15 protein-coding genes are annotated in these 14491 nt (G+C 59.4%); 6 read left to right on the top strand and 9 right to left on the bottom strand.

What is annotated here, in order from left to right; all coding sequences use genetic code 11:
* Positions 1-2 precede the first annotated feature (2 nt).
* Positions 3-983 (top strand): NADPH:quinone oxidoreductase family protein, encoded by a 981-nt coding sequence (locus ABIE63_RS13945; protein WP_354505099.1) that lies wholly within the window; start codon positions 3-5, stop codon positions 981-983.
* 21 nt (positions 984-1004) lie between these two features.
* Here the strand turns inward: ABIE63_RS13945 and ABIE63_RS13940 are convergent, their stop codons facing one another.
* From ABIE63_RS13940 to ABIE63_RS13920, 5 genes are all read right to left on the bottom strand, one after another.
* Complete coding sequence (locus ABIE63_RS13940) at positions 1005-1502, bottom strand: DinB family protein (RefSeq protein ID WP_354505098.1); 498 nt, start codon at positions 1500-1502, stop codon at positions 1005-1007.
* Between the two features lie 147 nt (positions 1503-1649).
* Positions 1650-2852, bottom strand: coding sequence for a pyridoxal phosphate-dependent aminotransferase (locus tag ABIE63_RS13935; RefSeq protein ID WP_354505097.1), 1203 nt, complete (start codon positions 2850-2852; stop codon positions 1650-1652).
* Between the two features lie 28 nt (positions 2853-2880).
* Complete coding sequence (cobT, locus tag ABIE63_RS13930) at positions 2881-4794, bottom strand: cobaltochelatase subunit CobT (RefSeq protein ID WP_183417177.1); 1914 nt, start codon at positions 4792-4794, stop codon at positions 2881-2883.
* Positions 4795-4823: 29 nt separating this feature from the next.
* A complete protein-coding gene (cobS, locus tag ABIE63_RS13925) occupies positions 4824-5825 on the bottom strand; it encodes a cobaltochelatase subunit CobS (protein ID WP_183417176.1) in 1002 nt (333 codons plus the stop codon).
* A 93-nt stretch (positions 5826-5918) separates the two neighbouring features.
* The gene (locus ABIE63_RS13920) at positions 5919-6491 is read right to left on the bottom strand and encodes a J domain-containing protein (RefSeq protein WP_354505096.1); all 573 of its coding nucleotides are present in this window, start codon (positions 6489-6491) and stop codon (positions 5919-5921) included.
* 64 nt (positions 6492-6555) lie between these two features.
* Here ABIE63_RS13920 and ABIE63_RS13915 point away from each other — a divergent pair, with 64 nt between their 5' ends.
* Together ABIE63_RS13915 and ABIE63_RS13910 are read left to right on the top strand one after the other, a co-directional pair.
* Positions 6556-6900 carry a BolA family protein gene (locus ABIE63_RS13915; protein ID WP_354505095.1) on the top strand — a complete coding sequence of 115 codons (345 nt, stop codon included), beginning with the start codon at positions 6556-6558 and terminating at the stop codon, positions 6898-6900.
* A gap of 80 nt (positions 6901-6980) precedes the next feature.
* Positions 6981-7346, top strand: a complete 366-nt coding sequence (locus ABIE63_RS13910; RefSeq protein ID WP_354505094.1) for a ribbon-helix-helix domain-containing protein — start codon at positions 6981-6983, stop codon at positions 7344-7346.
* Between the two features lie 19 nt (positions 7347-7365).
* Here ABIE63_RS13910 and ABIE63_RS13905 read toward each other — a convergent pair whose 3' ends face one another.
* From ABIE63_RS13905 to ABIE63_RS13890, 4 genes are read right to left on the bottom strand one after another with little or no spacing between them, the layout of a single operon-like run.
* Complete coding sequence (locus tag ABIE63_RS13905) at positions 7366-7977, bottom strand: DUF2889 domain-containing protein (RefSeq protein WP_354505093.1); 612 nt, start codon at positions 7975-7977, stop codon at positions 7366-7368.
* Positions 7978-8014: 37 nt separating this feature from the next.
* Complete coding sequence (locus ABIE63_RS13900; RefSeq protein WP_354505092.1) at positions 8015-9382, bottom strand: HlyC/CorC family transporter; 1368 nt, start codon at positions 9380-9382, stop codon at positions 8015-8017.
* 43 nt (positions 9383-9425) lie between these two features.
* Positions 9426-10574, bottom strand: a complete 1149-nt coding sequence (aroB, locus tag ABIE63_RS13895) for a 3-dehydroquinate synthase (protein WP_354505091.1) — start codon at positions 10572-10574, stop codon at positions 9426-9428.
* Positions 10571-11194, bottom strand: coding sequence for a shikimate kinase (locus ABIE63_RS13890; protein WP_354505090.1), 624 nt, complete (start codon positions 11192-11194; stop codon positions 10571-10573). The genes aroB and ABIE63_RS13890 overlap by 4 nt, the downstream gene beginning before the upstream one ends.
* 268 nt (positions 11195-11462) lie before the next feature.
* On the opposite strand from ABIE63_RS13890, the gene ABIE63_RS13885 reads away from it, so the two are divergent.
* The 3 genes from ABIE63_RS13885 to xerD are packed head-to-tail and all read left to right on the top strand — an operon-like array spanning position 11463 to position 14489.
* Positions 11463-11600 (top strand): hypothetical protein, encoded by a 138-nt coding sequence (locus tag ABIE63_RS13885; RefSeq protein ID WP_183417169.1) that lies wholly within the window; start codon positions 11463-11465, stop codon positions 11598-11600.
* Positions 11601-11604: 4 nt separating this feature from the next.
* Positions 11605-13518, top strand: coding sequence for a hypothetical protein (locus tag ABIE63_RS13880; RefSeq protein ID WP_354505089.1), 1914 nt, complete (start codon positions 11605-11607; stop codon positions 13516-13518).
* Positions 13518-14489, top strand: a complete 972-nt coding sequence (gene xerD, locus ABIE63_RS13875; protein WP_354505088.1) for a site-specific tyrosine recombinase XerD — start codon at positions 13518-13520, stop codon at positions 14487-14489. The genes ABIE63_RS13880 and xerD overlap by 1 nt, the downstream gene beginning before the upstream one ends.
* Positions 14490-14491 lie beyond the last annotated feature (2 nt).

The following is a 14491-nucleotide window of genomic DNA, read 5'->3' as shown; positions in this document are numbered from 1 at the left end:
GAATGCGCGCAGTTATCTGTGACTCTTGGGGTGAGCCGGAGTCTCTTAAGGTTGGTCAACTTCCGGAGCCCCGACCAGGGGCCGGCGATGTTTTGATCCGCGTGGCGGCGGCCGGGTTGAACTTTGCGGATACCTTGATGATCGCGGGCAAGTACCAAGAGAAACCGCCGTTTCCATTCAGTCCAGGCCTGGAAGTAGCAGGCGAGGTTCTGGAAGTTGGCGAGGGTGTGTCTGGGACAAAGCCCGGTGATCGGGTTTTGGCGGTCGTTGATCACGGTGGATTTGCGGAGCAGGCCATCGCCCGCGAAAGCGATGTTTTCAAAATTCCCGATAGGCTCGACTTCCAATCGGCGGCAGGCTTTCCCATCACCTATGGAACGGCGCATGGCGCACTGGTCTGGCGGGCCGGTTTGAAGGCGGGAGAGACGCTGTTGGTGCATGGTGCTGCCGGCGGGGTCGGCTTGGCATCGGTTGAAGTCGGCAAGGCCCTGGGGGCACGGGTGATCGCATCGGCCGGTGGTGCGGACCGGTGTCGTCTCGCCGAGGCCCACGGCGCGGACGCCTCCATCGACTATCGAACTGACGACCTTCGTGCCGCCGTGAAGGATATGACCGAAGGGCGCGGTGTGGATGTGGTTTTCGACCCCGTCGGCGGAGATATCTTCGATGCCTCCCTGCGCTGTCTGGCATGGTCCGGCCGATTGCTCACCATCGGGTTTGCAGCCGGACGGGTACCGCAGGCGGCCGCAAACATTCTGTTGGTGAAAAATATTTCGGTGGTTGGTTGCTATTGGGGCTCTTACCGCAAACAGGCGCCGGAAATGCTGCGCGACGAGTTCGCCGAGCTGTTTGGCTGGTACGATGCGGGCCTGCTGAAGCCGCATGTGTCGCACGCACTGCCCCTGGAAAAAATCGCAGAAGCAATGCAGTTGCTATTGTCGCGTCGCTCTACCGGAAAGGTCGTCTTGACGACCGACGCTTGAGCGCCAACGTCAATCGGGCCATCAACCCTGGTCTCGCAGGTAGTAGAGCAGGTCCAATGGTGGCGGCATGAGTCCTGCATCCTTGAGCAGGGCGTGCGCCTGCCCTCTGTGGTGGGTCTGGTGGTTGAAGATATGGGATAGCACCTGGTGCAAGGGGTTGCGCATCTGCCCGCCGGTGATGGTGTGGTAGGTAAGATCGGCAGCCAGCGCTTCGTCGGTCATGGCGGCAACCCGTGCCTCGATAGCCGCGTCCTCCTGCTCCCTTGCGGCGCGAAGCTCCGCAAAATCCTCGTAAAGGATACCGTCAAGCTGCGTGTGGCGTCCTGGACGGCCTAATACACGGTCGAACCATAGTTGGTCGACCAGCAACAGATGATTGAGCGTGCCGAGCAGGGAGCCAAAGTAAGCCGCAGGTCGTGGTAGGCGCTTTGCCTCATCGCTCAGGGTTGCCGTCGCCTCATAGAGGCGCCGATTGGCCCACGTGTTGTAGCGGGAAAAAGTCTGAAAATGAGATTTCATGGTTTTATCTCTTTGTAATATCTCATCTTGTAGCGATTAACAGAAAATAGATTAAAATTATTACACATGACAACATATATATCTGATATTTTTCCTTAAAATTATAAAACGTACGAAATATCATTTATAAAACAAGTATATAAATAATTAACGCAGAATCAGTTCAAGTCTATCAAGCGCCTTCGACAAGAGGTTGTGAGAAGACGCATAACAAAGGCGCATGTGCCCCTCGCCGCCCGGCCCGAAAGCAGAGCCTGGCGCCAACCCGACACCGGTTTCGGATAAAATCCTCTTGGCGAAGGACAAACTGTCCTCTACTCCGTCAATGCGAAAGAACGCATAGAAAGAGGCGGTTGGGCGCGATAGCGTGACGCGCTCCATTGCCGCCAGCCGCTGGAACACCATCTCGCCGCCCTGGCGGCAACGGTCGACCATGGAGCGCGCGAAGGTCTCGCCCTGGGGCGTCAACGCCGCCAAGGCGCCATGCTGAAGGAATGCCTGCGACCCGGAGGTCGAAAACTCGATCAACTGATCGACGATCTTTCCGAAGGCAGGCGGCGTGATCAGCCATCCCAAGCGCCAGCCGGTCATGGCCCAGGCCTTAGAGAAGGAGTTTATGTGAATCACCGGGTCGTCCGGTTCCGCCAGCTGAAGGAAAGACGGTGCAACCGAGCGGTCGTAAACGAAGCGGGCGTAAACCTCATCGGCCAGCAGCCAGATACCGCGGGATCGGCAAAAATCGAGTATCTCGCGCTGCTGATCGGCTTCTATCATCCAACCGGTTGGATTGCCTGGCGAATTTACGAACAATGCGCGCGTGCGGTCGGTGACCAGGGAAAAAAGCTTCTCCAGATCCAGCGTGAATCCGCCTTCCGGTTTCGGATCGAGGGTGGCAAAGCGAACTTCGGCATGCTGCACCTGCGCTGCCTTGACCACATTCGGCCAGCTCGGCGCGACCACGATGAGGTTATCGCCTGGTTCGAACAATGCCTGACAGATCAACGTGATACCGTGCATTCCCGAGGCCGTCACGCTGACGCGGTCGGCCGACATGGGGATTCCGTACAGTCCGGCAGTGTAGTCGGCGATGCCCTGGCGTAACTCGGGAATGCCACGCTTGTGAGTGTAGAAAGTCTTGCCGGCCTGAAGAGCCGCATAGGCTGCGTCGGAAATGAAAGCCGGGGTTGCTTGGTCACTTTCTCCCACCCAAAGCGGGATCACGTCGTCCATCCCAAAGCCTAGTTCCCAGAGCTGAACGATCCTGGAAGGCTCCATGGCGGCGACATCATGACGGACAAAAGCGGGGAACCGCTTTTCCTCGCTCGGCATGGAACCCTTGATATCAGCCATCTACGGACCTGCTGCTTTTGTTTGAACTCTAAGACCGGCTCCGTGCTTGCCGGATCGCGCCGCGCGGGCCGGCGCGGCGACTGCCGCCTTCCTCATCGAAAAGCTCCGCCAGCTTCTCCATCAAGGTTCCGCCTAGCTGCTCTGCATCCACGATCGTCACGGCGCGCCGGTAATAGCGCGTGACGTCGTGACCAATGCCGATTGCGATAACCTCAACCGGTGAACGCGTTTCCATGTAGTCGATGACTTCACGCAGGTGCTTTTCCAGGTAGTTGCCCGGGTTGACGGACAGCGTCGAGTCGTCGACCGGCGCACCATCCGAAATCACCATGAGAATCTTGCGTTGCTCGCTGCGACCGAGCAGGCGATTGTGCGCCCAAAGCAGTGCCTCACCGTCAATGTTCTCCTTGAGGATGCCTTCCCGCAGCATCAGCCCCAGATTCTTGCGTGCCCTGCGCCATGGAGCGTCGGCACTCTTGTAAACAATATGCCGTAGATCATTCAAACGGCCGGCATTGGCAGGCTTGCCCGCTGCAATCCAACGCTCCCGCGATTGGCCGCCTTTCCACATGCGCGTCGTGAAGCCCAGAATTTCGACTTTCACCCCGCAACGTTCAAGGGTGCGTGCCAGGATGTCTGCGCTGACGGCGGCTACCGAGATGGGTCGGCCCCGCATGGAGCCGGAATTGTCGATCAACAACGAGACGACCGTGTCTCGGAAATCAGTCTCCAGTTCCCGTTTGAAGGAAAGCGGCATGGTCGGGTCGACCACGATACGCGCCAAGCGGGCTGTATCGAGCAGCCCTTCCTCGATATTGAATTCCCAGGCGCGGGTCTGCTTTGCCATTAGGCGGCGCTGGAGCCGGTTCGCAAGGCGGGAAATGACACCTTGCAGATGGGCAAGCTGCTGGTCCAGCAACATGCGCAGGCGCGCCAGTTCATCAGGGTCGCAAAGGTCTTCTGCCTCGACCACCTCGTCGAACTCCGTGGTGAAGGCCCGGTAGGGCGCCTCCGCCGGGGCGTTGCGACGGTCGTCGAACTCCGGCGGGGTACCGGGACGACCGGGATCCTCTTCACTGTCACCCGCCATCATCTCACCGTCGGCATCCGCGCTCGCGTCGTCGCTGTCGGCGTCGTCTGCTTCGCCTTCTTGCTCCTGCATGGCATCGAAGGCATCGCTGGACTGCTGGTCGCCGCTCTGTCCTTCGCTGTCCTGCTCATTCTGCTGTTGATCGTCGGTTTCGCTATCCTGGTCGGGGTCATCGGGGTCGGATTCGCTGTTGCCGAGGTCGAAGTCGAGATCCTCGATAAGTTGGCGCGCCATCCGTGCAAAGGCAGCCTGATCTTCGGCGAGTTCAGCCATTTGCTTTAGATCGCCCATTGCCTTTGCGTCGAAAAGTGGACGCCAGAGATCAACGATCGGCCGTGCTGCGGGCGGCGGCTTCTCGCCCGTCATGGCCTCACGGGCCAGCAGGCTGACAACCTCGGAGATCGGCGCGTCCTCGCGTTCGGTGATGTGGTCGTATCCGCGTGTCCGACAGCGGTCCTGCAGCATAGCGCCAAGGTTGGCGTTAACCCCGGCCATGCGACGCGCGCCCAAGGCCTCGCAGCGGGTCTGCTCGACCGCGTTGAAAATCTCCCGGGCGATCTGACTGCTGGGCGCAAGGCGCGCATGGTTTTTGGCGTCGTGGTAACGCTGCCGCAGGGCGATGGCATCAGCCTCTCCCCGCGTCAGGGCGACGTCCTCTGCCGAAAGGTCACGCCCGGGCATCGGAACACGCGCCTCGTTGCCCTGAAGGCCCTGGGCATGAGGCGCGAAGGCAACTTGCAACTCTGCATTGCGGGCGATTGCGCGCAAAGTTGCTCCGGTCGCCCGGCGAAAGCGTTCTATTGGTGCTTCACCGCCGCCGGACTTGTTGCTGGGTTTTTGATTGCCGCTCAAGGGGCTATTGCTCCTGCTGCCCGCATGCGTCAGGCGAGGTTGGCGTGCACGCCGCTCTCGGGCAGTTCACTGCCAAAGCAACGCTGGTAATACTCAGCCACCACCGGGCGCTCAACTTCGTCACACTTGTTCAGGAAAGTGACCCTGAAGCCGAAGCCGACGTCGCCGAAAATCTGCGCGTTCTCGGCCCAGGTGATAACGGTCCTGGGGCTCATCACCGTGGAGATGTCGCCGTTGATGAAGCCACTGCGTGTCAGATCGGCCAATGCGACCATGGCAGAGGCCGTCTCGCGACCTTCCTTGGTATCCAGGCTGGGAACTTTCGAGAGCGTGATGGCGACCTCTTCGTCGTGCGCCAGATAGTTCAGCGTTGCGACGATGTTCCAACGGTCCATCTGTGCTTGGTTAATCTGCTGGATACCGTGATATAGGCCTGTCGTGTCGCCCAGCCCCACCGTGTTAGCGGTGGAGAAAAGTCGAAATGCCGGATGCGGTTTGATGACGCGGTTTTGGTCGAGCAGTGTAAGCTTGCCCTCGACTTCCAGCACGCGCTGAATGACGAACATGACGTCGGGCCGTCCCGCATCGTACTCGTCGAACACCAGCGCCGCCGGGTGTTGCAACGCCCAGGGCAACAGGCCTTCGCGGAACTCAGTTACCTGCTTGCCGTCGCGCAATACGATGGCGTCCTTACCAACCAGGTCGATGCGGCTGATATGGCTATCGAGGTTGATGCGGATGCAGGGCCAATTCAGCCGCGCCGCGACCTGCTCGATATGCGTCGATTTCCCGGTGCCATGATACCCCTGGATCATGACGCGGCGGTTATAAGCAAAGCCCGCCAGGATCGCCAGGGTGGTATCGCGGTCGAAGCGGTAGTTGTCATCCACGTCCGGACAGTAGTCGTTGCGCTGGCTGAAGGCCGGCACTTGCATTTCACTGTCCAGTCCAAAGGTCTGGCGCACCGAAAGCGTAATATCGGGTCCCTCAGTGGGCATCGTGGTGTTTTGGGCCTGTGTATCGGAAGGCATATTTTCCTGCTTTCACTTCTCTATCATCGTCATCGTTTCCATGCCGCCGGGACGGGGCAAAATCCTTCTTGCCAGGGAATAGCGCTCTTGGCCTCAGGAATAAATAGCTTTCAAGTGACCATAGGCCTGAATGATGATCTTCAGGCGCTCTTCGGCCGCCTTGTCACCGCCGTTCGCATCCGGGTGGTGTTCCTTTACCAGCCTACGATAGCTCTGGCGAATCTCCTCAAAGGTTACGGGCGGGCGAAGCTTGAGAACAGCCAGTGCCCGTGTTTCCTCAGTACTGGCCGGTTTGCTGGGCGGGTCGGCGTCTTCGTGCTCGAAAAAGCCGAAGGGATCGTTTGCCGCGTTGCCCTTGCTAAAGCCGGCATTGTCGTAATGCCGATGACTGCGGCCCGAGAAAGGCCAGCTTGGACGCTGCCAGACTGTGTCCGCGCGAGTCATGCGTTCGATCGTGCCCTCATCCAATCCGGCAAAGAAGTTCCAGGCACGGTTATAGCTACGCACGTGATCCAGACAAAACCAGTAGTACTGGTCCAAATGGTCGCGACTTATGGGCGCGCGATAGATTCCCTCTCCTTCGCAGCCGTGGGCGTCGCAGAGCTTCATCTGCTGCTGGGCCTTGCGGAACGGCCTGAAAAGGTGCTCTGACTGATTGCGTGACATAGCCCCCCAAGTATGGTGGGCGGACCGCTTTCAGGCAAGGCATGCCGCACGTTGCAAAGCAGGCATGCGTGAGCCGGAAGGCTGTCGGACAGTGGAAAACCAGCAACGGGAGAAAATGGTCGTGTTGTCCTACGCAGAACGAATTGAAGTTAAGCTGACCGAGGCCCTGTCGCCGCTACGGCTGTTGGTGCGCGACGACTCGGATCAACACCGCGGTCATGGAGGTTATCGAGAGGGTGGGGAAACGCATTTCCATGTCGAGATCGTTTCCCAGGCGTTTGATGGCCTTTCGCGCGTCGCGCGCCAGCGAAAGGTGTACGAACTGCTTGAGAGTGAATTGTCCGAACGCGTTCATGCACTTGAGCTGGTGACAAAAACACCTGCCGAGGCGGCCGCCGCAAAGGCCTGAAGATCGTCCGTTTTAGAAAATCTAGGGTTGCATACCTTAGATAAATCACTACTCTATCCAGAAATGCTGGATGGGGGATTATGGCATCTAATCAAAAGGGGGGCAGGCTTGGAGCGTCGGTCGCGGCCACCTCCAAACCGAGCACGCTGATCAACCGGAATGTGACGATCAAGGGGCGCAGAACGTCGCTGCGACTGGAGGCGATGATGTGGGATGCCCTGCAGGAGATTGCTATCCGCGAGCGTAGCTCACTCCACTTGCTTTGCGAAAAAATCGATAGCACACGCTCCGAATCTTCGCTTACCGCAGGGGTTCGGGTTTTCATACTTGGGTATTTTCGAATCGCCGCAACCGAGGCCGGACATGCAGGTGTCGGCCACGGAGGCCTTAAAGCCCCGGCGCGACCGGGAACCAAGACGTCATCCAGCGAAGGGAGCCAAGCCTAGTTTGTGATACCGGGCGGCTTTAGGAAGCTTTGGGCGAATCTTCGCCAGAGCTTGAGTCTGAGCCTGACTCCGGACCTTCATAGAATTCCGGCCAGGTATCCCTGACAACCGGGCTCGTGGGTGCGTAGGCATGGCACGTGCCTAACAAGGCGGGTCGCGATGGCGGGGCTCCCGCCGCACGGCGCTCTGCCGACTTGCGCGCCAGGGCGGGCCACATAGTCTGGTAGGCCGCCGTCGCCATGGCCCCCAGCATTTCCACCAGATGCGTGCAACCCTCGGTGCCGCCGAGCTGTTTCTTGACGGCCATCCGCCAGCCTGCGCCGATCTGCAGGCCGATGGCTTTCTTGAAGTTCGGCGTGATCTGGGGGCAGATACCGTAGGGGCCGGAGTCAGTGACGGCTTCGATATCGCGCACCACCATATCGATATCCAAGGTCAGACGAATCCACATATCGTGAATTGGTTCTCCAGCCTCGATCCGGCCGCGAAAAGCGTTTGGAAATCCGTAGGTTTTGCTGTCCGTCATATGGCCCTCTATGTCGAACAGGCCGTCTTCTCGCTCGTAGCCCTGAAAGCGATATTGCCGCGTGTGCTTCTGTTCGCGGGCGACCTTGGCGGGTGGGAGAGGCATCTATCACGCTCCAATTCAAACTGTGACTTTATGCGGATTACTTCGCTGCCGCGTCCATTCTCTCTTCCGTCCGGGCCGGTCCGTCCTCGCCGCCGTCATCAGCAGGCGTTATCAGCGCGCGTGTCACTTGATTGCGCTTGCGGCCTTTAATGGCAAAGCGAAGGCCATGGAACAGGAAGACCTGACCGACTTCGGGAATGCGCCTGGCTTCATGCAGGATGAGACCGGCGATGGTCGTTGCCTCTTCGTCGGGAAGACGCCATTCGAACATGCGGTTTAAGTCGCGGATCGTAACCGTGCCCTCGACTTCGATCGAGCCGTCTTTCAGGCGTCGGACGCCTTCAACCTTGATATCGTGCTCGTCGGATATCTCGCCGACAATCTCCTCGAGAATGTCTTCAAGGGTGACGATTCCCAGCACTTCACCATACTCGTCGACGACGATGGCGAAGTGCTCATGCCGTGTTCGAAAGGCCTCCAGCTGACTTAGTAGGTCCGTGGTGTCCGGAATGAACCAGGGCTTGTTCGCTATGCCGGCGATATCCAGGCTGTTCTTGTCATCCCGCTCGGCTTCGGTGTCGCCCGCCATCAGGCTTTCCAACGGCGCAGGATGGGCACGGACAGCTCGGAACAACTCCTTGGCATGCAATACACCGACGATGTTGTCCTGGTTCTCGCGATAGAGCGGAATACGGGTATAGGGAGCGGCGAGCACCTGCTCGATGAGTTTTGCTGGTGGCAGGTCCGCGTCCAGCGCGACGATGTTGCGGCGATGCGTCATGACCTCGGAAACTTCGAGGTCGGCCAAATCCAGAATAGAGCGTAACATTTGCCGTTCGGCGCGAACTTCGTCGCTGGGGCCGTGATGTAGCTCGATGGCGCCGCGCAGTTCCTCTTCACGTACTTCGTCAGTGAGATGGGTGTCGACGTGGGCGCGGAATATCCACAGGGTCAAACGGACCAGAGCTTGCACGGCGCGCACCGGCGGGCTCAGCACCGCCACGACAAGCCGCAAAGGGCCGGCGGCAGCCAGCGCCACATTGTCGGCATGATGAATGGCATAGGTTTTCGGCAGCACCTCCGCGAAAATCAGGATCAATGCCGTCATTCCCAAGGTCGCATAGGCCACACCAGCATCACCGAACAGACGAATCAAAGCCGAGGTCGCCAAGGCGGAGGCCAGGATGTTGACCAAATTGTTGCCGAGCAGGATGGAGCCAATCAGCCGCTCCTTGCGCGCCCAAAGTTCATTGACGGTTTTCGCCCGCTCGTCGCCCTGTTGTTCCAGGTTATGCATGCGCGGCCGCGAAGCCGCCGTGATGGAGGTCTCCGATCCGGAAAAGAATGCCGATATCAGCAACAGGCCGATGATCGATAGCAGCGTCAGAATTATGTCGGTTTCCATAAATTTATCTCAGCGCCTTGGCAGGTACTTGGCGTCCATCGGATCAGGCCGCCAGCGTCATGGTCATGAAGTCCTGCAAATCGCTTGCGTTCACTTCAGAGGTAATGAAAGCCTTGCCGATGCCCCGCGCAAGGATGAATGTCATCCGCCCGTCCCGCACTTTCTTGTCGCGGGTCATATGCTCGATCAGTGCGGCCGGGGCAAAAAACTGTCCCGGCACCTGGCTGGGGTCGGTCGGTAAGCCTAGTGAAGCTGTGTGGCGCCGCAGTCTTTCTGCATCTTCAGCCGGACAAAGCCCCAGACGTACAGAAAAATCGAAAGCCATCATCATGCCAATGGCCACGGCTTCACCGTGAAGCAAGCGGTCGCCATATCCCGTTTCCGCCTCCAAGGCGTGCCCGAAGGTATGGCCCAGATTAAGCAGCGCCCGCTGGCCGTTTTCCCGTTCGTCGGCAGCCACGATCCGCGCTTTGGCCGCGCAACTGGTATGGACCGCTTTCAGCCGTGCGACCGGGTCGCCGTCGATAACGGCATGCCCATGGGTTTCCAACCAGTGAAAGAACGCGGGATCGTCGATTAATCCGTACTTGACGACCTCCGCATAGCCGGCCAGGAGTTCACGACGTGGCAAGGTGGACAGCGCCTCGGTGTCGGCCAAAACCAGCCGCGGCTGGTGGAACGCGCCGATCAGGTTCTTGCCGTGCGGGCTGTTCACGCCGGTTTTTCCGCCGACCGAGCTATCGACCTGCGCCAACAAGGTTGTGGGAACCTGTACAAAATCTATGCCGCGCAACAGAACCGCTGCGGCGAATCCCGTGAGGTCACCGATCACGCCACCGCCCAATGCTATTAAAAGCGAATGACGGTCGACCTTCTTTTCGAGCAGATCATTCGTCAACTTTTCAAGCTGGGTGAGACTCTTGGTCCGCTCCCCAGCCGGCAGGACAAGCGCTTCGACCTTGATGCCGTTATGATCCAAAGACGCAGTCAGGGCATCCAGGTGATAGCGTGCCACGGTCTCGTCGGTGATCACGAAACAGCGCTTGTGCCCCAGTTGCGCGATCTCGGCCCCGGCCAAGCCAAGCACGTCTTGACCGATCAGTATGTCATAGGCGCGCGGACCCAAGTCGAGCCGCAGTCGTTTGTGCCGTCGGTCTGACGACAATGGCGTGTCGAAGGTCGGCGGCGTCATGAGCCAACCTCGAAACGCGCATCCTTGTGTCCCATACGCGCGCTGTCGTTATGGCGCTCAAGATAGGATTTCAAGCCTTCTAGTGCGAGCTTCACTGTTTCCTCCGGCGGACCATTCTGTGAATCCACCACGATCTCGGCCTCGTTGTAAGTGGGGTAACGCTTCTGGATCAAGTTCCGCAAGATTTGGCGCGGGTTGCCTTTGTTCAAGAGCGGACGGTGATTTCGCTTTGCCGTTCTGCGCACCAGCAAGTCCAAGTCGGCGCGCAGCCAGATGGAAATGCCACATTCTTTCACCTTTTCACGGGTGTGTGGATCCATGAAGGCGCCACCACCGGTCGCCAGAACAATAGGAGGACCATCCAGCAGGCGGGCTATGACCCGGCGCTCTCCCTCGCGGAATTCTTCCTCACCACGCGTTTCGAATATGTCGGCAATCGAGCAACCGGCAGCCTTCTCAATCTCGTTGTCCGCATCGACGAAGGGTAGCCCGAGCTTCTGCGCCAGTTTGCGCCCTATGCAGCTTTTTCCAGCCCCCATCAGGCCGACCAGGACCAAACTCCTGTCGATCTCCAAGGCGGCGGTTTCATTTCCGCCGTTGCCGTTATCCTCTGCAATCATCCTGTCCATCGTTCCTGTCGTCATCTCTGCGCTATCGGCTTGCTCCATCGCCATTGCCGGGTCAACGGCCGAAAGCTAGAGTGCCGCAAAGTCGCCATAGTCGGAACCTAGCATAAACAGGTGCTACAAGCGCAAGGAACGTCGCTGTTCCCTTCAACGCCAGAGTCTTTGCGTAAGCCTGGTGAAGACGTGCAGAATAGGGCTGGGCGCGGGTGTCGGACCGGGCGAGCGTCGGGGAAAGAAGTTAGAAAGAAAAGCGGAAGGTCGCATGCGAAAAATCGGTATCATTCTGGTACTCATTCTCCTCATCGGCGGGATCGGCGGTGCAGTTCTTGCGACATGGGACATGCCGCCGCCGACCCAGCGCATGGAGAAAGTCATACCGAATGAGCGGTTGCCGCGATAATTGCATGCACGAAGTAATGCGTATTCTGACATCGCATCGCTGTTTGCTTCTTGCGGCAAGCCTCTTGCTGATGACGGAAGCTGCGCAAGCCCAGCAAAGCAACGGTCCCATACGCTTGATGCCGCCGGCGACAGGCAGCGGTCTGCAGCCCGACGGCGATTCCCCATCAGTACCGTCACTTGATGGCGGCCAAACCGATGGAAGCCAAAGCGGCGGGTTCACAGGCGCACTCGCGCCTTCCAGCGGGTTCGCACCGTTAGTACCATCTCAAACAGTATCTCCCAGCACCCCTAGGCGAGGCATTCAAATCGAATCCCTCGCACGCCCGAGCCTGGAAACCATAGGCCCCCTAGAGCCGCAGGACGGTGGGTTTGGCTACGATCTGTGGGAAGGTTCGCACCGTGGCATCGTGCTTGGTTTGATTCGGCAATTGCCCAATGATATCCGCTCCCATTGGGGCGAGGGCATGGCGCGGCGTCTTCTTTTGACCAATGCAGAAGGCCCGCAAGCCGGTCCGGAAGCGACGGATTCGGCACTGCTGCGTGCGCGCATCCGACGGTTGATTGCGTTAGGGCATATCGCGGATGCAGGGGCGCTGATCGAACTGGTCGCGGGGCCTTTGCAGGAGACGGTTATCGCCCGAGAAAAGGCGGAGGTGCTGCTCTATCTTGGCCGCTACGATGAAGCCTGCAATACGGCGCGCGGCCGTGTGGAACGCGCCATGGCGGTTGCGACCTCTGAAGCCGCAGCCGAAAACGACCCGGAGTTTTGGCAGAAAACTTTGGTTTTTTGCAATATTCGCGCGGGTGAAATAGCGCCGGCGCAGCTTGGTCTGCAATTGATGCAGGAGCTAGGCGGCGATCCCGAAGGCGCTTTCCTGGCACTTGGTCAGCGCATGCTAGATGGCGTTGGGCACTTTCCCGATTTACTCCCGGCGAAAGCTCCTGAGTTGGCCATGGCGGATCAACTTGGTGAAGCTTTGCCGGAAGGAATGCTCGACCTGAAGGATCCCAAGATCGCCGTGGCGTCGCTGCGCCTCAAGGGGCTATCGGCTAACGAGCGCGTTTTGGCTGCCGAAACGGCCGCAGCCAACGCGGCTTTGGATGGTGATAACCTGCGTGAAGCCTACCGTACCGTTTCCTTCACGCAGCAACAGATATCCACGGCGCTGAGCTTGGCTGGAAGCCAGCCGGGCGGTCTTGATCGGGCACTACTCCTGCAGGCCGCCGAGGCGGCGGCGCAACCGTCCTTGCGCGCCGAACTGGTGTTGGTCGCGCTGGAGGAAGGCAGAGCCGACGGACTTTATTACGTAACCGCACAGGCTTTTGCCCCATCGATCCTGTCCCTGGAGCCGGAACCGGACCTGCTTTGGTTCGCCGGTTCCGCCGGACGCGCGCTTTATGCGCTCGGCAAGTACGAAGGCGCCAACGCTTGGTTCGACCTGGCTCGGCGCGAGTCAATGATCAGCCCGCAGGCACAGGCGTCCCTGACGACGCTTTGGCCTTATGCGCGGCTGGCTGGGTTTAGCGCATCGGATTGGGATGGCAGCCTTGCTGCCTGGGGCCTGGCGCGTAATGAATCGAAAGAGCATATCGCCGACCTCCAGACCTTACTGGCGAGTGCTTTCGAGGCGCTGGGTCAGGCGGAGATGTCCGATCTGTCGCGCCAGCTCGCCAATTACCCCAGCGGGACTTGGCCGGAGCCCAACAACAATACGCTGTTGGCGCTGCGAGACGCCGCCGACGGCAACCGAAGGGGTGAGGCGATTTTGTTGAGTCTGATCACCTTGGCGCCCAAGGGGACGCAGCACCTTCATCCGCGTAAGCTGGAAGCAATCTGCTCGGCCCTCATTCGACTGGGTTACCCGGAGGAGGCGCGCCACTTGGCAATCGAAGCCGCAGTGCGCGCCGGAATCTGATGTCGGCAGAGGATTCCGGGCGCGCGGATGCCGGCGGGGCAGGCCATTTGCAGGGCAGCGCGCGTGACATCGATAGCTTCCTGGAGATGCTTGAGGCCGAACGTGGAGCCTCTCTCAATACGCAGGAATCCTACCGCCGAGATCTTGAAAAAGTGGCGGTTTTCCTTGGCGGCAAAAGGATATCGTTGCGGCAGGCCGCAGCCGAGGACTTGCGGGCTTTCCTGGGTAGGCAGAAGGATGCGGGAATGGCGGCCAGGACCGTTGCGCGCCGCCTTTCTACGATCCGTCAATTCTATCTCTTTCTCTATACCGAGAGTTGGCGCAGCGACAATCCCGCTTCCGATTTAGACAGCCCGCGGCAGGGCAGATCGCTGCCCAAAATTCTCTCTGAAAAGGAGGTGGATGCGCTGCTGGAGGCAGCGCGCCGGAAGGAGGGCTTCGAGGGCGCGCGACTCGTCGCCTTGTTGGAGTTGCTTTACGCCACCGGCATGCGCGTTTCCGAATTGGTCGCCTTGCCACAGGCCGCAGCCGCCCGCGATCCGCAGGTCCTGACCGTACGGGGCAAGGGTGACAAAGAACGCATTGTGCCGCTAAGCGAGGCGGCGCGCGGCGCTTTGAAGGATTACTTGGCAGCGCGCGCGGACATCTTGCCGAAAGGGAAGTCCTCGCCCTGGCTGTTTTTCTCCCGCAGCAGCAGTGGCCATTTGACGCGTCACCGGGTTGCCCAGCTCCTGAAGGCTCTGGCTGTTGACGCGAATATCGAGCCGACAAAGGTATCGCCACACGTTTTGCGCCATGCCTTTGCCAGTCATTTATTGGCGCATGGCGCTGATCTCCGCTCGGTTCAACAGATGCTCGGGCATGCCGATATTTCGACCACGCAAATCTACACCCATGTCCTGGATGAGCGTCTGCGGCGGTTAGTCGATGACCATCACCCACTTGCGAAGGGCTTGCTGGACCCCTCCTAGTC

The sequence above is a fragment of the Limibacillus sp. MBR-115 genome (genome assembly GCF_040549425.1).
Lineage (GTDB): Bacteria > Pseudomonadota > Alphaproteobacteria > Kiloniellales > CECT-8803 > Limibacillus > Limibacillus halophilus.
Note: the sequence above shows the minus strand (reverse complement) of the source record. Positions and strands in the feature narration are given on the sequence as shown.